Genomic DNA, 21,268 nt, shown 5'->3' with positions numbered 1-21,268 from the left:
CACCGATTCCATGAACACCCGAGATCAGTGTGGAGCCGAGCTTGCTCGCGATAGTGGTATGTCAGCTTGCAGGGATGTGGACTGTACCGGCGCCATCGCGAGCAAGCTCGCTCCCACAATGATCTGCGGTGAACACCGATTCCATGAACACCCGAGATCAGTGTGGAGCCGAGCTTGCTCGCGATAGTGGTATGTCAGCTTGCAGGGATGTTGACTGTACCGGCGCCATCGCGAGCAAGCTCGCTCCCACAAAGATCTGCGGTGAACACCGCTTCCATGAACACCCGAGATCAGTGTGGGAGCCGAGCTTGCTCGCGATAGCGGTATGTCAGCTTGCAGGGATGTTGACTGTACCGGCGTCATCGCGAGCAAGCTCGCTCCCACAAAGATCTGCGGTGAACACCGATTCCATGAACACCCGAGATCAGTGTGGGAGCCGAGCTTGCTCGCGATAGCGGTATGTCAGCTTGCAGGGATGTTGACTGTACCGGCGTCATCGCGAACAAGCTCGCTCCCACAAAATCTGCGGTGAACACCGATTCCATGAACACCCGAGATCAGTGTGGGAGCCGAGCTTGCTCGCGATAGTGGTATGTCAGCTTGCAGGGATGTTGACTGTACCGGCGTCATCGCGAGCAAGCTCGCTCCCTCCTCGATCAGTCCCCAGGCGGGGCGGGACTGGCTTGCAGGCTCGCGGGCCAGTAGCGCAAGACGACAACGGGAATCAGTGCCAACCCATAAGCCAGGCAAACGAACAGGTAGGTGTACTGCAAGCCGTAGACCTGGCTGAGCAATCCACCAGCCGAGATGCCTGCGATCGAAGCGAACTGCGCGGTGCCTTGGGCAATGCCCAGCACGTGGCCTTGCCGTGCGCTGTCGGCGGATTTCGAGATCAGCGCCATCAGCACCGGCGTGGTAGCCCCCAGCAGCACCCCCCAAATGAAGTAGACGACGACAAATACGATGGCATTACGCGTGACCCCAGCCAGGGCGGTCAGGGCGATGCAGCCGAGCACGACGTAGATGATGCGATGCAAGGTGTCCTGCTGGGTACGGTGCTCGAAATAGCGCGACCAGGCCGTGGCCGAGAGGATGAAACCCAGCGCCAGCAAGCCGTAGCACAGGCCGACCACCGAGTTGCTGACGTCGAATACCGAACTCACGTACAAGGAGAATGAGGTCTGTGGCAGCATCCGCGCCAACAGCAGGATGCCCATGACGCACAGCAACGACAGCAAGGGCGATCCTTGCCAGACGCTGTCGGTACGGCTTGTTGTCGCCGGGGCCTGGCTGATCGCGGGTTTCTTCACCGGCGGCACGTCCGGCAAGGTCACGGCGGCCACCACCGTGCACACCGCGCACAAGGCCGAGGCGATGATGTTGATCCAGAAGAAGGTGGCGTGATCGAGGATCAGGCCCCCGACCACCGCGCCGAGCAATGAACCGACGTTGGTGGATATTTGCAGGATCGCGAACAGCCGCGCCCGTCGCGACGGGGCTTCGATGCTGACGCCATAGGCTTGCGCCGGGGCGATGTACCCGGCAAAGGCACCCTGCAAAAAGCGCAGCACCAGGATGGCCCAGATATCGCTGCACAGCGCCAGCCCCAACTGAGTCAATGACAGGCCCGCCAGGGCGCGGATCATCATCAACTTATGACCGTAGCGATCGCCGATACGACCCCAGAAGGCGCTGGTCAGAATGATGCCCAGCATCGGCCCGACATACACGGCGATGCTGGCGAAGCTGAAGACCGACTCCGAGGACGTCAGCCCGCGCAGGTGGACCGGCCAGAACGGCCCGCTCATTTCCATCGCGCCCATGGAGATGAGCTGGATCGCGAATAGAAGGTAAATCAGGATTCTGACGTTCGAACCCTGGATGGCACCTGCGTGGGACATGACTCAGCCTCGGTGGTTAAACGCTCGCAAGCGGGTAGATCAGCATGTGCTGCAGGCGACGACACGGTCGGCAAGATGCCCGGCTGTACGAGAGGTTGCAAGCTGTCGATACCGCAGCAGCCTCTGTATGCCTGATGGATCCAGCGCAACCTGAAAAAATAAACCCCGGGAGGTGATACTTTTCCGCAGGTCGACTGGCAATAGGAGTGATTACCATTTTCTCTCGCTGGAAAGGATCCTTAAGCCATGTCTGTTGCACGTCGACCTTGTGGTGAGTCTGCGTTATCCCTCGCGATTCGTACCGCCACCCTGAGTTTCATTCTGGTCGCAGGAAGCGCCACCGCCTGGGCGCAAACCCCCGGGCAAAAGCCCTCCACCGATAGAACCTCGGACGTCCCTGCGGTCGACAACGGTCAAGGCTTGACCCTTGACGCGACCAACATCACCGGCACCCACAACAACCCTAGCGCAATGCCGCCCGTGCTGGCCGGCGGTCAGGTGGCACGCGGTGCGCGCTTGGGAATGATGGGCAACAAGGACGTGATGGACACGCCGTTCAGCGTGACCAGCTACACCGAAAAGACCCTGGCCGACCTGCAGACCGTGACCGTGGCCGACGCCCTGCAACGAGACCCTTCGGTGCGCTCCACTGGCCAGGTGGGCGGCATCGTCGATTCGTTTTTCATCCGTGGTTTTCCCATCGGCGAGGGCAACCTCGGCGAGCTGGCCTATGACGGCGTCTACGGCGTGGCACCCAACTACCGAGTGTTCACCGATTACGCCGAACGGGTCGAAGTGCTCAAGGGGCCGGGTGCGTTGATGTACGGTATTTCTCCGAACAGCGGAGTGGGCGGGGTGATCAACATCGTTCCCAAGCGTCCGTTGGAGGATGACCTGACGCGCTTTACCGGCAGCTATGCCTCCGATTCCTACGTGGGTGGGCACCTGGATGTCAGCCGTCGATTCGGCTCGGAAAACCAGTTCGGCGTGCGCTTCAACGGCAGTCTCCAAGGTGGCGACACGGCCATCGATGATCAGGAGCGCGAACTCGACATCGGCGCCATCGCCCTTGATTATCGGGGCGAGCGTTTGCGCTTGAACCTCGACTTCATCAGCCAGAAAGAAAGCTTCGATGGCGCCTCGCGACCCTTCACTGTCGCGCCTGGCGTTGAAATTCCATCAGCCCCCAACGGTCGTACCAACGCATCACAGAAATGGGGTTGGTCGGACACCAAGGAGCAGTCGGCCTTGCTGGGTGGCGAATATGACCTGACGGACGCGGTCACGGTGTTTGCCCACGCCGGTGGTGGTCGGTCGGACGTCAAGCGGATGTCCGACCAGGTACCAAGAATCCTCAACGACGCCGGCGATATCAGCAACACGCCGGGGTATTACAAATTCAACGTGGACCGTTCGACAGCCGACGTGGGGGTTCGTGGGGTGTTCGACACCGGTCCTGTCAGCCACACGACCACGCTGATGGCGACGACTTACCAGGATGAACTGTCCCGGGGGATCAACAACGGGCCGGTGGTCGGCTCGAACATCTATCACCCGGTGGACGTGCCCAAGCCGGCCATCAATGCGCCCAAGGTGCTGCGGGTTTCCGAATCGCAGCTGACCGGCTTCGCCTTGAGCGACACCTTGTCGGTACTGGATGAACGTCTGCAACTGACCCTGGGGCTGCGTCGGCAGAATATCGAGTCGCGCAATTACAATGCCGCCGGCTCGGTCAGTTCTCGTTATGACGACAGCGCCACGACCCCGCTGGTCGGCGTGGTGGTCAAGCCCTGGGAGGACGTGTCGCTCTACTACAACTATGTCGAGGGGTTGAGTAAAGGTGACGTCGCGCCAGGCACAGCGAGCAATGCGGGCGAAACGTTTGCTCCTTATGAATCCAAACAGCATGAGATTGGGGTCAAGTACGAGCACGGCACGTTCATGACCACCCTGGCGCTGTTCCAGATCGAGAAGCCCAGCGGCGAAATCGGTGCGAACAACGTGTTCTCGGTACAGGCTGAACAGCGCAACCGTGGCGTGGAACTGAGCGTGTTCGGCGAAGTGGCCCCCGGCACACGCCTGATGGGCGGCGTGACACTGCTCGACGGCGAGCTGACGGATTCCGCGACGGCGGCCAACCGTGGCAACAAGCCGGTGGGCGTGCCAGACGTACAAGCCAACTTGTGGGCTGAATGGGACACCCCATGGGTGGAAGGCTTTACCCTCACCAGCGGCGCGATCTACACCAGCAGCCAATACGTGAACCAAGCCAACACCCAGGAGTTGGATGCCTGGACCCGCTTCGATGCGGGGGCTCGCTATGCCACCAAGATCGAAGGTCGACCGACGACGTTCAGGGCCACGGTCCAGAACGTCTTTGACCGCGAGTACTGGTCGGGTGTTGCCTCGTATGGGGCCTTCTCTCCAGGCTCGCCGCGTACCTTGCAGTTGTCGGCCACGGTCGACTTCTGAGCATAGGGCAAGGGTGGTTCAAACAAAGGGCCACCCGCGCCTAAGCCGTTTCTATCGCAGACGCGTGCCCAAGCGCGCGTCCAATGAATAGACTCCGCCGCCGCGCGCGACGATGTAGAGCGCCAGAAATCCCATCAGCACCGGAAACTCGATGCCTCGGTCTATCCAGGGCCATGTCGGCCCCAACGCGTAGCTGATGGCAACCATTTGAATGGCGATCAGCAGAGCGACGAGCCGCGTGCCGAGCCCTGTCGCCAGCATCAACGCCCCAGCCGTTTCCAGGAGCATGACCAGAAAGGCCAGCTGCCCAGCGAAAGGCAGTCCCATCACGTTCTGGATGAGGTTGATAGACGCGGCCATTGGATCGGCCATCGAGCCATGGGCGGTGCGCAGAACCTTTGGCAAGCCGTGGGTAAACAGGACGACGGCGAAGATGATTCGCAGCAAGGCGTACAGATACGGTTCGAAACCGGCGACCCGTGCAGTCACGGTCGCCAACGGGGAGCGCGGCGAGGATACGTCTTGAGTTGGCATTGGGGAATCCCTGGCAGGGTGGCTTGAAGCGCTGATGCGTGACGTCGATAACGACCCCGGCGATGCGGGGTCGATGCGTCGCTGATGATCCGCAGGCGTTATTGTCCTTTCGCCGGCAATCCCATCTTCGCCAACGTCAATGTCTCATCGGCGCGGCCCCAACCACCGTCGGCGACCTCTTCGACAAGGACCATGGTGAACGGTCGCACCTGCTCGCCGAAGTACTCGACGAACATCTGCGTGGTGCGATGGATGATCTCCTCCTTGCGGGCGTGGTCCAGGATTCCTTCGGGGAATTTGTAGTTGGCGAATGGCATCGGTTTGCTCCGTGGGTGTGAAACAGATTGGGCGGGCGAAGAACCCATGGCGCGCATTTTTCTTGTTTGGGCCCGGGAGATAAACCCTGTTGAGTTGCCATCTGAATTCAATAACCGAGAACAATCGGTACTGCGGATCACTTTCACGTGCCAGTCTCCCTACGGATTCGCAGCGTCATTGATTTTCGCCGCAAGAACCGGATAGCGGGTACTGCCCAGGTGTTCTCTTCTAGGCACTCACATCAAGAGGTGCCCATCATGAACTTTCGCATCACAGGCCTTGCCCCCGATCCATTCCGCGCACTGTTTGGATTGTCCGATGAAGCACTTGCATCGCGGGGGGTGAGGCGTTATGTCGTTGACCGTCAGCCAGGCTTTCCTGACCGCATAGAAATGAAAGACGCGGAGCTGGGGCAACGCATGCTGTTACTGAACCATGTCAGCCAGCCGGCCAACTCGCCGTACCGTGCCTCTCATGCGGTTTTCATCCGGGAGGGCGCGAGCCAGGCTTACGATGCCGTCAACCAGGTGCCTGAGGTCATGCGCATTCGACTACTGTCCCTGCGTGCTTTTTCCGAAGAGGGGATGCTGCTCGACGCCGATGTGGTGGACGGACAGGCAATAGAACCTGTGATCACCCGGCTGTTTGCCAATCCTGAGGTCAGTTACATCCACGTTCATAATGCGAAGCAAGGGTGTTACTCGGGGCGGATAGATCGGGCGTAGAAAGGGGAGCCGATGTTTGCAGAGCTTGGTTTAAGCGGAGTGTCAAATGGCTGGAGCACATCGGTGATGTTGGTCAGGCTGCTGCAGACGATTTTGCCGATGGTCCTGCCTCTCACTGTTGACGCTGTGAGATTGCTCAGCAACAAGCCGACATTCAGTCGGCACGGAGCCAGGTCGCAAGCCTGCGAAAAACGCTGCCCATCGTCGCCAAGCTGGCGGATGACTACCAACATCTACTGGATAAACATTGAACGTGCATACGGTGGGCGGGGCAATTACACGGCCCAGCCTTGACTGACGTCAGTTAGTTGAAATAAAGCCGGGCAATCATCCTGTGGCAAGGGAGCTTGCTCCCGCTGGGTCGCGAAGCGGCCCTGTTTTGGGGCTGCTGCGTAGCCCAGCGGGAGCAAGCTCCCTCGCCACGGTTTGTGTGTTTCCTCGTGGCGTCCACTTAACTGGTCGGCATTAGGCTTCGGCCTCTTTTTCCATTCTCAACAGTCTTGGATTCGATTGACTCCCTCGCAACCTTGTCAGTGCGAATGACGCGGCTCACCACTACGAGCAATCACCCGCAGATGCAACGTTGCCGGCTCCAGGCACCCCCCGGTGGACAGTTGCCCCACCAGTTGCCGGTACAGTTCCTGCCAGGGCGTTTGCGAAGGCGCGATGTTCGGCGTCCATTCGAGTCGGCGCCGGGCCATCTCTTCGTCGTCGATCAGCAGGTTCACGGTGCGTGTGTTCAGGTCCACTTTCAGCCGGTCGTTGGTTTGCAGCAACGCCAGGCCGCCACCCACGGCCGCTTCAGGGGACATGTTGAGGATCGATGGGCTCGCCGAGGTGCCGCTCTGGCGGCCGTCACCCAGGCAGGGCAGGGAGTCGATGCCTTGTTTGATCAGTGCGGCCGGCGGGGCCATGTTCACCACCTCGGCGCTGCCGGGGTAGCCCACCGTGCCAACGCCGCGGATGACCAGGATGCAGCGTTCGTCGATGTCCAGCGCCGGGTCGTCGATGCGGGTGTGGTAATCCTCCGGTCCTTCGAACACGATGGCCCGGGCTTCAAAACTGTTCTCGGCGCCGGGCTCGGAGAGGTAGGTCTTGCGAAATGCCTCGCCCACCACCGACATCTTCATGATCGCGCTGTCGAAGAAGTTGCCACTGAGCACGATGAAACCGGCGCGGTGCTTGAGCGGGGTGTCGAAGGGATGGATCACATCGGCGTTGCTGGTCAGGCTGTTGCTGACGATTTCGCCGATGGTCTTGCCGCTGACCGTGGCGCAGTCTTCGTGCAGGCGTCCGGCTTTTTGCAGTTCATGCATGACCGAGGGCACGCCGCCGGCCCGATGGAACCCTTCGCCCAGGTACTTGCCCGCCGGCATGCAATTGACCAGCAGCGGCACGTCTTCGCCAATCCGTTGCCAGTCATCCAGGCTCAGCTCGACGCCCATGTGCCGAGCGATGGCGATCAGGTGCGGCGGGCAGTTACTCGAAGCACCCAGGGCCGAGGCGACGGCGATGGCGTTCTCGAAGGCCTGGCGGGTCATGATCTGTGACGGACGTATGTCTTGCAGCACCAGCTCGCAGATGCGCTTGCCGGTGGCATAGGCCATTTGCCCGCGCTCGCGATAGGGCGCCGGAATGCTCGCGCAACCCGGCAGCGACATGCCCAGGGCCTCGGCCAGGGCGTTCATCGACAAGGCGGTGCCCATGGTGTTGCAGTGACCCACCGATGGCGATGCCGCGGTGGTCATTTCCATGAAGCCTTCGTAGTCGATCTCGCCGGCGGCCATCAGGTTGCGCGCGTGCCAGAGCACGGTGCCCGAGCCGATCAGTTCGCCCTTGTGATGGCCGTCGAGCATCGGCCCGCCAGACAGGACAATGGCGGGCAAATCGGTGGTCGCCGCCGCCATCAGGCAGGCGGGCGTGGTCTTGTCGCAACCGGTGGTGAGCACCACGCCGTCCAACGGGTAGCCGTGGAGGATTTCCACCAGCCCCAGGTAGGCCAGGTTGCGGTCCAGGGCAGCGGTGGGGCGCCGCGACTGTTCGGCGATCGGGTGCACCGGGAATTCCATGGGGATGCCACCGGCGTCACGGATGCCGGCCTTGACCCGTTGGGCCAGTTCCAGGTGATGACGGTTGCAGGGAGTCAGGTCGCTGCCGGTTTGGGCGATGCCGATGATCGGTCGTCCCGACTGCAGCTCTTCGCGGGTCATGCCGTAGTTCATGTAGCGTTCGACATACAGGGCGGTCATGTCCGCATGGGCCGGGTCATTGAACCATTGCTCACTGCGCAGGCGGCGTTTTGGCGTGTCACTCATGATTCAGGTCTCTCTTGTAATGGGATGAATCGGTCACGGTCGTGGTTCAGCGCCCCAGCAGTCCGCGGGCGGAGAGGTTGCGCAACAAGGCACTGACGCCAAAGGTCCAGGGGGCCGCGTCGCAGCTGTGTGTCACCTGGTTATGCAGGCTGCCGAGCAACGGGCTGCTGATGCTGACCCGGTCCCCGCGCTTGTGGGTGAAACCGCTGCCGGGATGGTCGCGGTCTTCGGTGGGGGCGAACAGGGTACCGAGAAACAGCACAAAACCATCCGGATATTGGTGGTTGGCGTTGAGCGTCTGGCCTACCAGGTCCTGCGGGTCACGGCTGATCTGGCTCATGGAACTCGAACCGTGCAGGCGGTAGCCATCTTCGCCTTGTACCTGGAGATCGACCACGCAGGCGCGGACGTCATCCAGGCTGAAGCGTTCGTCAAACAGGCGAATGAACGGCCCGATGGCGCAGGACGCGTTGTTGTCCTTGGCCTTGCTCAGCAACAGCGCGCTGCGACCTTCGATGTCTCGCAGGTTGACGTCGTTGCCCAGGGTGGCGCCGTGGATCTGGCCACGGCTGTTCACCGCCAGCACCACTTCCGGTTCCGGGTTGTTCCATTGCGATATCGGATGAATGCCGATGCGGCTGCCGCTGCCCACGGCGGCCAGGACCGGCGCCTTGGTGAAGATCTCCGCATCCGGGCCGATGCCGACTTCCAGGTACTGCGACCACATGCCTTGTTCGATGAGCAAGGCTTTGAGGCGCATGGCTTGCTCGGAACCCGGCACGATGGCGCGCAGGTTGTCGCCGATCACGCCGTGTACGGTGGCGCGTACGGCCTCGGCTCTTGCCGCGTCGCCGCCGGCCTGTTCCTCGATCACCCGCTCAATCATGCTGGCGGCGAAGGTCACACCGGCGGCCTTGATCACTTGCAAGTCCAGTGGCGGCAACAGATACGGTTTGGTCGGGTCGGCATGAACGCCGGTGTTGGCCAGCAGCGCTTCGACGCTGGCGATGAAAGTGCCGGGTGTCTGCCTGACGGCGGCCAGGGGGGACTCTGTTTCCAGCAAGTCACTCAATGTCGCAAAACGTTCTGACAGGTCGAACACCCCGTCACTGCGCAGCACCACGGGGGAAGGTCCGGCGATACGGCCAGGCACCCAGGCACGACCAATCAGGGTGCCGGCGACGCCATCGACGGGCAGGGTGTTCTCGGGAGTAAGCATCAGCGACATGGGCAGTCTTCCTGGTTCGTAAAGCTTTCAAGCTAGGGCGCGCAGTTGATGAACTCCAATGAGATATATTCAGTATCTGATAACGTCCGGTTATTGCATCGTCGAGGATTGCCCATGTCCGATCTGTCTTTCTCCAGCTTCTGCGGCTGGCTCAAATTCCGCCATCTGCTGCTGATCGATACCTTGGGGCGCACCTGCAACATGCATTTGGCGGCCGAGCAGATGAACCTCAGCCAGCCGGCCGTGAGCAAGATGCTCAAGGAAATCGAAAGCCTGCTCGGCTTCGCCCTGTTCGAACGCCGACCCCGGAGCATGCCGCCCACCGCACTGGGCGAACATGTGTTGCGTTACGCGCAGATCGCCTTGAACGACGCACGTTCGTTCGTCGAGCAAATCAGCAGCCTGCGCGAAGGTGGCCATGGCTACCTCAAGGTCGGCGGTATCTTTGCCGCAACGGCGGTGGCCTTGCCCGAGGCGATCCTGCAGATCAAGCAACGCTGGCCCTTGCTGTCCATCGAGGTGGTGGAGCAGACCAGCAACCATTTGATGAAGATGCTTGAAGAGAAAAAGCTCGATCTGGCGGTGGCCCGGTTTACCGAGCAAAGCCAGCACCAGCGCTACGACTTCCAACCCCTGGCCCCGGAACCGTTCTGCATCGTGGTCAATGACCGCCATCCGCTGGCGAATGCCGGGCCGACATCCTTGCAGCAACTGGTGGACCTGCCGTGGATTCTCTACCCGATCGGTACGCCGATCCGCGCACGCATGGAACTGGCCTTTGCCGAAGCCGGAGTGGGGATGCCGCGCAACACCATCGATACCATTTCCATGCAGACCTTTCTCCAGGTCCTGCAACGCGGGCCCATGATCGGCATGCTGCCCAATGCCATGGTCGATCCGCTGCTCGAAAGCGGTCAACTCAAGACCCTCGATACTCCGCTGCACCTGGTGCCGCAGGACTACGGCATCCTCACGCGAAAGGATGAGCCATTGGTGGGCGCGGCGCTGGAGTTTGCCGATATCCTCAAGGACAACGCCCGTCTGAGCCGTTGAATGTGCCGCCGCCATCGCGAGCAAGTTCGCTCCCACAGGGGACGGGAGTGTCGCGAATCTCTCAGCCAACACGAAACATCTGTGGGAGCGAGCTTGCTCGCGATGGCGGAGGATCAGCCTGCACCGAACCCTGTGGCGAGGGAGCTTGCTCCCGCTGGGCTACGCAGTAGCCCCCTTGCCAAACCCAAGTCTCGATAACAATACGTTATCGACTAATCCAAAAATGCCATTGGGAAAGAATCGATTCCCGACAGTAGAGTCCTCGTTCAATCGCCGGATGATTCGTTCATTCGACGTGACCCAATAAAAACAATCAGGGGTTACCTCATGCAAACCATCTCCGAGCAGTTGCCCGCTCAGGCGCAAGCCGGCGAGCTCGATTTTGAAGACCGGACCTACCGCAAGGTCATCTGGCGGATCCTGCCCGTGTTGCTGTTGTGCTACATGGCGGCATACCTCGATCGGGTGAACATCGGGTTCGCCAAGCTCGACATGCTCAACGAGCTGCAATTCAGCAACACCGTGTATGCCTTGGGCGCCAGTATGTTTTTCTGGGGCTATTTCCTCTTCGAAGTGCCCAGCAACCTGTTGCTGCATCGCTTTGGCGCAAGGTTCTGGATCGCCCGGATCATGCTCAGTTGGGCGGTGATCTCCATGGCCGTGGCCTACACCGTACCGCTGGCGGCTTTCTTCCACCTCGAATCGAGCACGATGTTCTATGTGCTGCGCTTCCTCTTGGGCATCTGTGAAGCGGGCTTCTTCCCTGGCGTGATCCTCTACCTCAACTACTGGTTCCCGACCCACCGCCAGAGCCGGGTGATGTCCGGGTTCCTGCTGGCGCTGCCGGTCAGCCTGACCTTGGGCGGCATACTCTCCGGTTGGCTGATGAACAGCATGCAAGGGGTGCATGGTTTGTCTGGCTGGCAATGGATGCTGCTCATCGAAGGCATTCCGTCGATCATCATGGCGTTCGTGGTGATCGTCTGTCTGGCCGACAACATCGACAAAGCCAAATGGCTGACCGTCGCGGAAAAAGCCCTGCTCAAGGCCAATCTGCAAACCGACAACCAGGGCAAGGCCACGCGCTTGAGCGAAGTGTTCTTCAACCCTCGGGTGTGGTTGCTGGTGTTGATCCTGCTGACCTTCAACACCGGTTTCTATGGCCTGGCGTTCTGGATGCCGTCGATCATCAAGAGCACCGGCATCACCAACAGCTTGCACATCGGTCTGCTGACCGCCATCCCTTACTCGGTGGCGGTGGTGGCGATGCTGCTTAATGCCCGGCACTCCAACCGCACCGGTGAGCGGCGCTTGCATGCGGCGATTCCGGCGTTTATTGGTGGCGTCGGCCTGATCCTCAGTGCCTTTTTCGCTGACAACCTGGTGTTGTCCGTGCTCTTCCTCAGCGTCTCCGCTTCGGGGATCCTCAGCCTGATGCCGATTTTCTGGACCCTGCCGGGTACCGTGCTGTCGGGCGTCGCCGCCGCAGCCGGCATTGGCATGATCAACGCCATCGGCAACCTGTCCGGCTTTACCGGCTCGATGATCACCGCTGTGGCCGAAACCCTCACGGGCAACATCAACAACGGCACTTATGTGCTCGCCTTGTGTCTTTTGGTCAGCGGCGGGTTGATCTTGGCCATCCCTGCCTCGATGCTTGGCAGGACCCCTAAGCAGGCCATCACGGCAGCGCAACTGGAGACCGCATGAGTCTACAAAACAAGCGCGTGCTGGTGACGGCTGCGGGGCAGGGCATTGGCTTGGCCAGCGCCCTTGCCTTCGCCCGGGCCGGGGCCGAGGTGTTCGCCACTGACATCGATATCCATGCACTGGCGGGGATCGAAGGGATCACCGCCATGCCCCTGGACGTCACGTCGACCGCTGCCATCAGCGCCGCTTGCGAACGTATCGGCGGGCTCGATGTGCTGTTCAACTGCGCAGGCTTTGTGCACAGCGGCAATATTCTCGAGTGTGATGAAGCGGCCTGGGCGCGTTCGATGGACCTCAATGTCACGGCCATGTACCGGATGATCCGCGTATTCCTGCCGGGCATGCTGGCCCGTGGCGGTGGCTCGATCATCAACATGTCGTCGGTGGCCTCCAGTATCAAGGGCGTGCCCAATCGCTTCGCCTATGCGACCAGCAAGGCGGCGGTGGTGGGGCTGACCAAATCCGTCGCCATCGACTTCGTCAGCCAGGGCATCCGTTGCAACGCGATATGCCCGGGCACCGTGGATTCGCCTTCGCTGCGCCAGCGCATCGCCGACCAGGCCGCGCAACAGGGCGTCGATGAGGCGCAGGTCTACCGGCAATTTCTCGACCGCCAGCCGATGGGGCGTATCGGCAGCACCGAGGAAATCGCGCAATTGGCGGTGTACCTGGGCAGCGATGCGTCCGCCTACACCACCGGGGCGGTGCACGTGATTGATGGCGGCATGAGCCTCTGAATTTTCAATTGAGCAGGAGCACTTCATGAAACTGTTGCGTTACGGCGAAAAAGGTTCGGAAAAACCCGGGCTGCTGGATGATGACAATCAAATCCGCGACCTCTCGGGCCATGTGCCGGACATCGCCGGACAGGTCCTGGGCGCGGAGAGCTTGGCAGCGCTCGCCGCCCTGGACCCGCGCAGCTTGCCGCTCGTGGTCGGCCAGCCGCGCATCGGTGCTTGTGTCGGCCAGGTCGGCAAATTCATCTGTATCGGCCTGAACTATGCCGACCATGCCGCCGAGTCGAACATGGAGGTGCCGAACGAGCCGATCATCTTCAACAAATGGACCAGTGCCATTTGCGGGCCGAACGACGACATCCAGATCCCCCGTGGGTCGCTCAAGACCGATTGGGAAGTCGAACTGGGCGTGGTCATCGGTAAAGGCGGGCGCTACATCGACGAAGCCAATGCCATGGAGCATGTCGCTGGCTACTGCGTCATTAACGATGTGTCCGAGCGCGAGTGGCAGTTGGAGCGCGGCGGCACCTGGGACAAGGGTAAGGGTTTCGACACCTTCGGTCCTCTCGGGCCCTGGTTGGTGACCCAGGACGAAATCGCCGACCCCCATACGCTGGACCTGTGGCTGGAGGTTGACGGACACCGCTATCAGAACGGCAATACCCGGACGCTGATCTTCAGCGTGCCGCAGCTGATTGCCTACCTGAGCCGGTGCATGAGCCTGCAACCCGGCGACGTCATCTCGACCGGCACACCACCGGGTGTTGGCCTGGGCATCAAGCCCAACCCGGTGTTCCTGCGGCCGGGCCAGACCATTCGCCTGGGGATCGAGGGGTTGGGCGAACAGCGCCAGGTCACGGTGCAGGCGGACTGATGGTTGGGCTTGCTGCCGCCTTCGCGAGCAAGCTCGCTCCCACAGGGGGAGCGCGGTCTCACCAAGAAACAGGTCGGCTGTAAGACTGCCTTCGCGAGCAGGCTCGCTCCCACAATGGATCAGGGCATGGCCGGAGAAACAGGTCGGCTGTAAGGCCGCCTTCGCGAGCAAGCCCGCTCCCACAGGGGGAACGCGGTCTCACCAAGAACCAGGTCGGCTATCAGGCCGCCTCGTGGTGGACGTTGATCTCGGCGCCCCGTTAACCACGCTGGCCGAACGCAGGCATTGTGCAGTGGGCATCCCGGCATGGATGCCGGGATAGCCGCGCTGGGCCATGGATGGCCCTTCGCGGCGGGCCCACGGAGCAATGCCTTCGTTCGGGCACACCGAGCCTAGGCGAGGTGCCGAGTGGTGGGGCAGAAGCGTTTTGGTTACTTTTGACTGGGCCGGCTTCCGGGCTCTTCAAAAGTGACCCGCTGTAAAAGCGGAACCCTAAGCAGCCGTTACCGCAGCAATGGATATGTACTCAATCACCAACATCCAGGCCAGCCGCGAGGCCGCCATCGCGAGCAAGCTCGCTCCCACAATGGGAACAGAGTACGACCGGGAGAACCAGGCCGGCTATAAGGCCTAGCCTCACTTGGCATCAACACGCCTGACACGCTTCATCACCACCACAAAAAACACCGGCACGAACACCACCGCCAGCGTGGCGCTGATCATCCCGCCGATCACCCCGGTGCCGATGGCCTGCTGGCTCGCCGAGCTGGCCCCGGTGGCAATCGCCAGCGGCACCACGCCAAGGATGAACGCCAGCGAAGTCATGATGATCGGTCGCAAGCGCAGGCGGGCGGCCTCAAGCGTTGCGTCGATCAGATCGTGGCCGTCGTCGTACAGGCTCTTGGCGAACTCAATGATCAGGATCGCGTTCTTCGCCGACAGACCGATGATGGTGATCAGCCCGATCTTGAAGAACACATCGTTGGGCATGCCGCGCAACGACACGGCCAATACCGCACCCAGCACCCCCAGCGGCACCACCAGCAACACCGAGGTCGGAATCGACCAGCTCTCGTACAGCGCCGCCAGGCACAGGAACACCACCAGCAGCGACAGCCCCAACAGGATCGGCGCCTGGCTGCCGGACAAGCGTTCCTGCAAGGACAACCCGGTCCATTCCTGGCCCAGGCCCGTCGGCCCCTGGGCCACCAGCCGTTCGATTTCGGCCATGGCTTGCCCGGTGCTGTAGCCCGGTGCCGGTTCGCCGGAAATGCTCACCGCCGGATAACCGTTATAGCGAGTCAGTTGCGCCGGCCCCTGGGTCCAGCGGGCCTGGACGAATGCCGACAACGGAACCATTTTCCCGCTGTTGTTGCGCACGTGGATCTTCAATAAGTCTTCGACCTGGCTGCGCTGGTCGCCCTCGGCCTGGACCACCACCCGCTGCATGCGTCCCTGGTTGGGGAAGTCGTTGATGTAGGCCGAACCCACCGCCGTGGACAACACGCTGCCAACATCGGCAAAGGAAATGCCCAGGGCATTGGCTTGCTTGCGGTCGACCTCCAATTGTACCTGCGGCGCTTCGGCCAGGGCGCTTTCGCGCACATTCATCAGCATCGGGCTTTTTTCGGCGGCGGCGAGCAATTCGCTGCGTGCCTGCATCAAGGTGGCATGACCGAGGCCACCCCGGTCCTGCAAACGGAACTCGAAACCGCTGGAAGTGCCCAGGCCATCCACGGGTGGTGGCAGCACCGAGAACGCCATGGCGTCCTTGATTTGACCCAGCGCCAGATTGGCACGGTCGGCGATCGACGCCGCCGAATCCTCGGCACCGCGCTGCGACCAGTCCTTCAGGGTGGTGAAGGCCAGGGCCGCGTTCTGCCCACTGCCGGAGAAGCTGAAACCGAGAATGATCGTGCTGTCGCCGACCCCCGGCTCGCCGGCGTTGTGGGCTTCGATCTGCTCCACCACCTGCACCGTCCGGTTTTTACTCGCGCCCGGTGGCAACTGGATGTCGGTGATGGTGTAGCCCTGGTCTTCCACCGGCAGGAACGAGGAGGGCAGGCGACTGAACAGCAGGCCCATGCCCACCAGCAGCACGCCGTAGATCAGCAGATAACGGCCGCTGCGTTTCAGCGCATAGGCCACCCAACCCTGATAGCGGTCGCCGAATCGGTCGAAGCCACGGTTGAACCAGCCGAAGAAACCGCTTTTGGCGTGGTGGTCACCCGGGGCGACCGGCTTGAGCAAGGTCGCGCAAAGCGCCGGGGTCAAGGTCAGGGCGAGAAAGGCCGAGAACAGGATCGACGTCGCCATGGACAGCGAGAACTGCTGATAAATCACCCCCACCGAGCCCTGCATGAACGCCATCGGAAGGAACACCGCCACCAGCACCAGGGTGATGCCGATGATGGCACCGGTGATCTGCCCCATGGCCTTGCGCGTGGCCTCTTTGGGCGACAAGCCTTCCTGGGCCATGATCCGCTCGACGTTCTCCACCACCACGATGGCATCGTCCACCAGGATGCCGATGGCCAGCACCATGCCGAACATGGTCAGTACGTTGATCGAGAACCCCAGCGCGAGCATCGTCGCGAAGGTGCCCATCAACGCCACCGGCACCACCAGGGTCGGGATCAGGGTGTAGCGGATGTTCTGCAGGAACAGGAACATCACCGCGAATACCAGCAGCATCGCTTCGCCGAGGGTATAGATCACTTTGGTGATCGAGACTTTGACGAAGGGGGAGGTGTCGTAGGGAATCTTGTATTCCACGCCAGCCGGGAAGTAGCGCGACAGCTCGTCCATCTTGTTGCGCACCAGGGTCGCGGTGTTCAAGGCATTGGCGCCCGGCGACAGTTGCACCGCCACCGCGGTGGACGGCTTGCCGTTCAGTCGCGTGGAAAACTGGTATTCCTGGCTGCCGATTTCCACCCGGGCCACGTCGGCGATGCGCACCGTCGAGCCATCGGGGTTGGCCTTGAGCACAATGTCGGCAAACTCTTGAGGCGTGTTGAGCTGGCCTTTGACGACGATGGTCGCGGTGATTTCCTGGGTGCTGCGGCTCGGCAAATCCCCCAGGCTGCCGGCCGATACCTGGGCGTTCTGCGCGACGATGGCGGCATTGACGTCGGCCGGGGTCAGGTTGAAACCGACGAGTTTCTGCGGGTCGATCCAGATCCGCATGGCTCGCTCGGCCCCGTACAGCTGGGCCTTGCCGACACCGTCCAGGCGCTTGATCTCGTTCATCACGTTGCGCGCCAGGTAATCGCTGAGGGCCACGTCGTCGAGCTTGCCGTCGCTGGAGGTGAGGGTGATCAGCAGCAGGAAGCCGGCGGAGACTTTGTCCACCTGCAAGCCCTGCTGCGTGACCGCTTGCGGCAGGCGCGACTCCACCGCTTTGAGGCGGTTCTGCACGTCGACCTGGGCCAGTTCCGGGTTGGTCCCGGGTTGGAAGGTCGCGGTGATGGTGGCGCTGCCCAGGCTGCTTTGGGATTCGAAATACAGCAGGTTGTCGGCGCCGTTGAGTTCTTCCTCGATCAGGCTGACCACGCTTTCGTCCACGGTTTGCGCCGAGGCGCCCGGGTACACGGTATAGATCTCGATCTGTGGCGGGGCCACGACCGGGTATTGCGCCACCGGCAGCTGTGGAATGGCCAAGACACCAGACAACAGAATGAACAGCGCGACGACCCAGGCGAATACCGGACGGTCGATGAAAAATTGCGGCATGGCTTAGTGTCCTGCCTGTGGCCCGGGAACCTGGGCGAGGGGAAGAGGGGAATCGTCGACTCGGACCTGCTCGCCGGGACGGGCGTGTTGCAGACCCTCGATGACGATGCGGTCGCCGGGTTTCAAACCGTGGGTGACGACCCAGCGATCGTTTTGCGCAGCGCCCAGTTGCACCGGTTGCTGGCTGACCTTCTGCTCGGCGTCCAGCAGCAAGACCTGGGCAACTCCGGCGCTGTCGCGCAGGATGGCCCGTTGCGGCACGGTGATGCCCTGGCTGTTGACTGCTTGTTCGAGGCGCACGCGGATGAAACTGCCCGGCAGCAGGTCCAGGTCCGGGTTGGGGAACTCGCTGCGCAGGGTGATCTGGCCGGTGCTCGGATCAACGCTGAGATCGGTGAACAGCAACTTGCCGGGCAACGGATAAGGGCTGCCGTCGTCCTGGATCAAGGTGGCCTTGGCCTGGTCCTGGCCGACCGCTTGCAAAAGCCCCGCGCGAAAGGCGCGGCGCAGGTCGTTGAGTTCGCGGGTCGATTGCGTGAGGTCGGCGTGGATCGGGTCCAGTTGCTGGATCAACGCCAATGGCGTGCTTTCGTTCTGCCCCACCAAGGCGCCTTCAGTCACCAGGGCGCGCCCGATGCGTCCGGAAATCGGCGCGGTCACCGTGGCGTACCCCAGGTTCAGCTTCGCCCGTTCCACCGCGGCCTTGTTGGCGGCGACGTCCGCGGCCGTCTGACGTACGCTGGCCCGGGCGTTGTCGTAATCCTGGCCACTGATCGCCTTGTCGTCGATCAACTGGGCGTAACGTTGTGCCTGCAAACGGGCCTGGAACGCATTGGCCTCGGCCTTGCGCAACGCCGCCTCGGCACTGTCCAGGTCGGCCTTGAACGGTGCCGGATCGATGCGAAACAGCACCTCACCCTGTTTGACGTCGCGACCCTCATGAAACACCCGCTGCAAGACCACGCCGGCCACCCGTGCCCGGACTTCGGCGACCCGTGGCGCGGCGATCCGGCCGCTCAGCTCGTTGCTGATCGACAGTGGCCGGGCCTGGACGGTTTCGACACGCACGCTTGCCAGCGGGGCGGAGGCTTGCGGAGTCGAGGCGCTATCACAGCCACTGAGCAGCAGCGCGCCGACCAACAGGCTCAGTGTGACAAAAGGAATCTTGGACATGGTGCTTCCCCACTATTGAGCCGCCCATGGTAGGGATCGAAGCCAGTGCCAGGGGTGAAGCTTTGTAGGCGCTCTGTGAAATTGTGTAATCCCCCTTAAGTCCGAAAGTGACCCACCAACTTTTGCTGATGGTTGGCCATGGCATGCAGCGAGTGGCTGGCCTGCGAGGCTTCTTCCATCCGGCTGGTCAAGGTCTCGCTGATCCCGCGAATGTCGCTGACGCGATGACTGATGTCTTCCACGACAGCGCTTTGCTCCAGAGCGGCGCTGGCGATCTGCTGGTTCATGTGTTCGATCACTTCCACGGCGTCGGTGATGTGTTGCAGCGCCACATGGGTCTTTTCGACTTGAGCGACGCTGTCCCTGGCCTGTTCGCGGCTCAGTTGGGTGCTGTGCACGACCTCCTGGCTCAACTGTTGTAGTGCTTCGATCACCGTGCGTATCTGCTCGACCGAGTTCTGGGTGTTGCTGGCCAAATGGCGAACTTCGTCGGCCACCACGGCGAAGCCGCGCCCTTGTTCACCCGCCCTGGCTGCTTCGATGGCGGCATTCAAGGCCAGCAGGTTGGTCTGTTGGGCAATGGCACAGATCACGTCCAGCACCTGGTCGATGTGCTGGCTGTTGCCGGCCAGCGCCTGCACTTGCTCGAGGGTGGTTTCCAGGCGCCGGTCTAGGCTGTCGATGCTGGTGACCGCGTTGGCGAACAATTCCCGTCCCGATCGGCTTGCGTTCTCAGCGACGGTGGCGGCATCGGCCGCCTGGTTGGAATGGCGAGCCACTTCCTGGGCGCTGGTGCTCATTTCATGCAGGGCGGTTGCTGCCAGCTCGACTTCCCGGTACTGCGTGTGCATGCCCGCGCTGACTTCCCGGGCCACTTGCGCCGACGTATCGGCGGTGTCGCGGGTGTCCAGGGAGGCTTGCTGGATATCGCGGATGATGGGTTGCAGTTTGTCGAGGAAACGGTTGAACCCCCTCGCCAGATGGCCCAGCTCATCGTGGCGGTCGTTGGGCAGGCGCTGGGTGAGATCGCCGTCGCCGTCGACAATCGCATCGAGCATCTGCGCCACCCGCAGCAGCGGCCGAGTCACGCCGTAAGCGGTGAGCCAGATGAGTAACAGTCCCAGGCCGGCAGCCAGCAAGCCCAGGCTGAGGTTGAACCAATTGGCCTGGCGATGCTTGTCGTCCAACTGCGCCTGCATGTGCAGGGCTGGCGCTTGCACAAGCGCTTGTGGCACGCGTATCTGCAATTGCCAGGGGGTATTGGCGGGAGTGGTTTGCACGGCTTGGCGAACGTCGATGGAGGTGCCGTCAACCTCGCCGCTATGGCCGGCAATTTGTCCTGACGGGGAAAGAATGTTGATCTCGCTGTGGCCGGGATACAGGTCGTTGGCAAGGCTGGCGGCGAGTTGCTGGAGGGTATCGAGGCTGATGTCCATGCCCACCACGCCGATGACTTTGCCCTGGTCCAGCAACGGTATGGAGATGCTGCTCATCAACGTCTTCTGGCCTTCGACTTCGATCGCGTAGGGCTCTGTCACGCAGGTGCGCCCCTGGGTCTGCGGGCAGACGTACCAGGCGTTGGCTGGCTCGCTGCCTGGTGGGGCGGTGTTGGCGCTGATCTGGGCTTCGCTGAGCACCTCTTGTACCAGATGCCCGGGTTGGCTTTGCGACCAGTACAGGGCGAAGCGACCTTTTTCATTGCCGGCCAGATCGCGTTGTCCAGCGAAACCGGCATCTTCACCGACCAGTGCGTCGGGAAGCAGCACCACGTAGAAACCGAGGACTTTTTCGCGGTTCTGAAGGGCCTGGCGGGTCGCGGCGATCAGGTCCCGGCGCAGTTGCCCTGGCGTCAGTCGCCCGTTCCACGCCTGGGTACGCAGTTGCAGGACCTGTTGGGCAAAGCCTTCCCCATAGATCGCCGTTTCGCTGAAAAACCGTTCCACCCGCTGACCGTGTGCCAGGCCCTGTGCCTGCAGACCTTCCAGGGCCGAGCGCCCGAGCAGTTGACTGCTTTGCTGCTTGAGCAGGGTGGCGCCTTGCTCGTTCTGATACAGGGAGGCTCCGGTCAGTGCCCCGACGACGGCCAGCAGGCACAGCCCACTCAGGAGCGTGATCCGCCATTGGATAGAGAGACGAGCGAAGAACATGCTGAGAGTTTCCTGCGCTTAGGGGCTTTTATTGTTTTGGGCCCGGCGCTGTCTGAGCGGTGGGCGAGGTTATCTTGCGGCAGGAGGCATTTTCCCGTTATCCCGAATCGGCAGCCGTTGTGCGCTGGCATGGGGCCAATGCGGTTCACTTAGTAGGGCGACGACGTCCCTGTGGTGAGGGGATTTATCCCCGCTGGGCTGCGCAGCAGCCCTAAGACAGCGAACTCAACCTTCCTGGCACACCGAGCAGCATGGTTTGGGGGCCGCTTCGCAGCCCAGCGGGGATAAATCCCCTCGCCACAAGGGCTGACCTGTTTTGGGGCACCGCCTCGGATGCTGCCGTTTTGGG

At 61.9% G+C, this 21,268-nt stretch carries 13 protein-coding genes and 2 pseudogenes; 6 read left to right on the top strand and 9 right to left on the bottom strand.

Annotation, left to right across the window (positions count from 1 at the left end; translation table 11 throughout):
- Positions 1 to 656: 656 nt before the first annotated feature.
- Entirely contained in the window at positions 657 to 1,901 is a 1,245-nt protein-coding gene (locus AC3A5O_RS22360) for an MFS transporter (RefSeq protein ID WP_354336581.1), read from the bottom strand.
- A gap of 246 nt (positions 1,902 to 2,147) precedes the next feature.
- Here AC3A5O_RS22360 and AC3A5O_RS22355 point away from each other — a divergent pair, with 246 nt between their 5' ends.
- Positions 2,148 to 4,373: a TonB-dependent receptor gene (locus AC3A5O_RS22355; protein ID WP_487753731.1), complete on the top strand. Its 2,226-nt coding sequence runs from the start codon at positions 2,148 to 2,150 to the stop codon at positions 4,371 to 4,373.
- A 51-nt stretch (positions 4,374 to 4,424) separates the two neighbouring features.
- Here the strand turns inward: AC3A5O_RS22355 and AC3A5O_RS22350 are convergent, their stop codons facing one another.
- Positions 4,425 to 4,907 (bottom strand): DoxX family protein, encoded by a 483-nt coding sequence (locus AC3A5O_RS22350; RefSeq protein WP_487753730.1) that lies wholly within the window; start codon positions 4,905 to 4,907, stop codon positions 4,425 to 4,427.
- A 98-nt stretch (positions 4,908 to 5,005) separates the two neighbouring features.
- On the bottom strand, positions 5,006 to 5,224 hold the full coding sequence (locus AC3A5O_RS22345) for a tautomerase family protein (RefSeq protein ID WP_122568387.1): 219 nt from the start codon (positions 5,222 to 5,224) through the stop codon (positions 5,006 to 5,008).
- 258 nt (positions 5,225 to 5,482) lie between these two features.
- On the opposite strand from AC3A5O_RS22345, the gene AC3A5O_RS22340 reads away from it, so the two are divergent.
- The gene (locus AC3A5O_RS22340) at positions 5,483 to 5,950 is read left to right on the top strand and encodes a DUF1203 domain-containing protein (protein WP_305470636.1); all 468 of its coding nucleotides are present in this window, start codon (positions 5,483 to 5,485) and stop codon (positions 5,948 to 5,950) included.
- Between the two features lie 530 nt (positions 5,951 to 6,480).
- Here the strand turns inward: AC3A5O_RS22340 and AC3A5O_RS22335 are convergent.
- Positions 6,481 to 8,265 carry an IlvD/Edd family dehydratase gene (locus AC3A5O_RS22335; protein ID WP_487753729.1) on the bottom strand — a complete coding sequence of 595 codons (1,785 nt, stop codon included), beginning with the start codon at positions 8,263 to 8,265 and terminating at the stop codon, positions 6,481 to 6,483.
- Positions 8,266 to 8,311: 46 nt separating this feature from the next.
- Entirely contained in the window at positions 8,312 to 9,493 is a 1,182-nt protein-coding gene (locus tag AC3A5O_RS22330; RefSeq protein WP_487753728.1) for a fumarylacetoacetate hydrolase family protein, read from the bottom strand.
- 114 nt (positions 9,494 to 9,607) lie between these two features.
- Here AC3A5O_RS22330 and AC3A5O_RS22325 point away from each other — a divergent pair, with 114 nt between their 5' ends.
- The 4 genes from AC3A5O_RS22325 to AC3A5O_RS22310 all read left to right on the top strand — a co-directional run bounded on the left by AC3A5O_RS22325 (position 9,608) and on the right by AC3A5O_RS22310 (position 13,867).
- Positions 9,608 to 10,546, top strand: a complete 939-nt coding sequence (locus tag AC3A5O_RS22325; protein ID WP_122568391.1) for a LysR family transcriptional regulator — start codon at positions 9,608 to 9,610, stop codon at positions 10,544 to 10,546.
- A gap of 327 nt (positions 10,547 to 10,873) precedes the next feature.
- Positions 10,874 to 12,256: an MFS transporter gene (locus AC3A5O_RS22320; RefSeq protein WP_122568392.1), complete on the top strand. Its 1,383-nt coding sequence runs from the start codon at positions 10,874 to 10,876 to the stop codon at positions 12,254 to 12,256.
- A complete protein-coding gene (locus tag AC3A5O_RS22315; protein ID WP_487753727.1) occupies positions 12,253 to 12,993 on the top strand; it encodes an SDR family oxidoreductase in 741 nt (246 codons plus the stop codon). The genes AC3A5O_RS22320 and AC3A5O_RS22315 overlap by 4 nt, the downstream gene beginning before the upstream one ends.
- A 25-nt stretch (positions 12,994 to 13,018) precedes the next feature.
- Positions 13,019 to 13,867, top strand: coding sequence for an ureidoglycolate lyase (locus AC3A5O_RS22310; protein ID WP_487753726.1), 849 nt, complete (start codon positions 13,019 to 13,021; stop codon positions 13,865 to 13,867).
- 636 nt (positions 13,868 to 14,503) lie between these two features.
- Here the strand turns inward: AC3A5O_RS22310 and AC3A5O_RS22305 are convergent.
- From AC3A5O_RS22305 to AC3A5O_RS22290, 4 genes and pseudogenes are all read right to left on the bottom strand, one after another.
- Entirely contained in the window at positions 14,504 to 17,599 is a 3,096-nt protein-coding gene (locus AC3A5O_RS22305) for a multidrug efflux RND transporter permease subunit (protein ID WP_122566328.1), read from the bottom strand.
- Between the two features lie 3 nt (positions 17,600 to 17,602).
- On the bottom strand, positions 17,603 to 18,772 hold the full coding sequence (locus tag AC3A5O_RS22300) for an efflux RND transporter periplasmic adaptor subunit (RefSeq protein WP_122566329.1): 1,170 nt from the start codon (positions 18,770 to 18,772) through the stop codon (positions 17,603 to 17,605).
- Positions 18,773 to 18,867: 95 nt separating this feature from the next.
- Positions 18,868 to 19,464 (bottom strand): annotated as a pseudogene (locus tag AC3A5O_RS22295) (methyl-accepting chemotaxis protein); the annotation flags it as partial.
- Between the two features lie 261 nt (positions 19,465 to 19,725).
- Positions 19,726 to 20,919: pseudogene (locus AC3A5O_RS22290) on the bottom strand (PDC sensor domain-containing protein); the annotation flags it as partial.
- Positions 20,920 to 21,268 lie beyond the last annotated feature (349 nt).

It is taken from the genome of Pseudomonas sp. Soil_N_39, from assembly GCF_057655955.1.
The sequence above is the reverse complement of the archived record's forward strand: the minus strand, read 5'-3'. Positions and strand labels throughout refer to the sequence as shown.

Bases quoted from the DNA above. Each gene is read 5' to 3' on its own strand.
- AC3A5O_RS22325 (WP_122568391.1), top strand. From the start codon at position 9,608: ATGTCCGATCTGTCTTTCTCCAGCTTCTGCGGCTGGCTCAAATTCCGC.
- AC3A5O_RS22345 (WP_122568387.1), bottom strand. From the start codon at position 5,224: ATGCCATTCGCCAACTACAAATTCCCCGAAGGAATCCTGGACCACGCC.
- AC3A5O_RS22310 (WP_487753726.1), top strand. From the start codon at position 13,019: ATGAAACTGTTGCGTTACGGCGAAAAAGGTTCGGAAAAACCCGGGCTG.
- AC3A5O_RS22315 (WP_487753727.1), top strand. From the start codon at position 12,253: ATGAGTCTACAAAACAAGCGCGTGCTGGTGACGGCTGCGGGGCAGGGC.
- AC3A5O_RS22300 (WP_122566329.1), bottom strand. From the start codon at position 18,772: ATGTCCAAGATTCCTTTTGTCACACTGAGCCTGTTGGTCGGCGCGCTG.
- AC3A5O_RS22350 (WP_487753730.1), bottom strand. From the start codon at position 4,907: ATGCCAACTCAAGACGTATCCTCGCCGCGCTCCCCGTTGGCGACCGTG.
- AC3A5O_RS22320 (WP_122568392.1), top strand. From the start codon at position 10,874: ATGCAAACCATCTCCGAGCAGTTGCCCGCTCAGGCGCAAGCCGGCGAG.
- AC3A5O_RS22340 (WP_305470636.1), top strand. From the start codon at position 5,483: ATGAACTTTCGCATCACAGGCCTTGCCCCCGATCCATTCCGCGCACTG.
- AC3A5O_RS22305 (WP_122566328.1), bottom strand. From the start codon at position 17,599: ATGCCGCAATTTTTCATCGACCGTCCGGTATTCGCCTGGGTCGTCGCG.
- AC3A5O_RS22355 (WP_487753731.1), top strand. From the start codon at position 2,148: ATGTCTGTTGCACGTCGACCTTGTGGTGAGTCTGCGTTATCCCTCGCG.
- AC3A5O_RS22360 (WP_354336581.1), bottom strand. From the start codon at position 1,901: ATGTCCCACGCAGGTGCCATCCAGGGTTCGAACGTCAGAATCCTGATT.
- AC3A5O_RS22335 (WP_487753729.1), bottom strand. From the start codon at position 8,265: ATGAGTGACACGCCAAAACGCCGCCTGCGCAGTGAGCAATGGTTCAAT.
- AC3A5O_RS22330 (WP_487753728.1), bottom strand. From the start codon at position 9,493: ATGTCGCTGATGCTTACTCCCGAGAACACCCTGCCCGTCGATGGCGTC.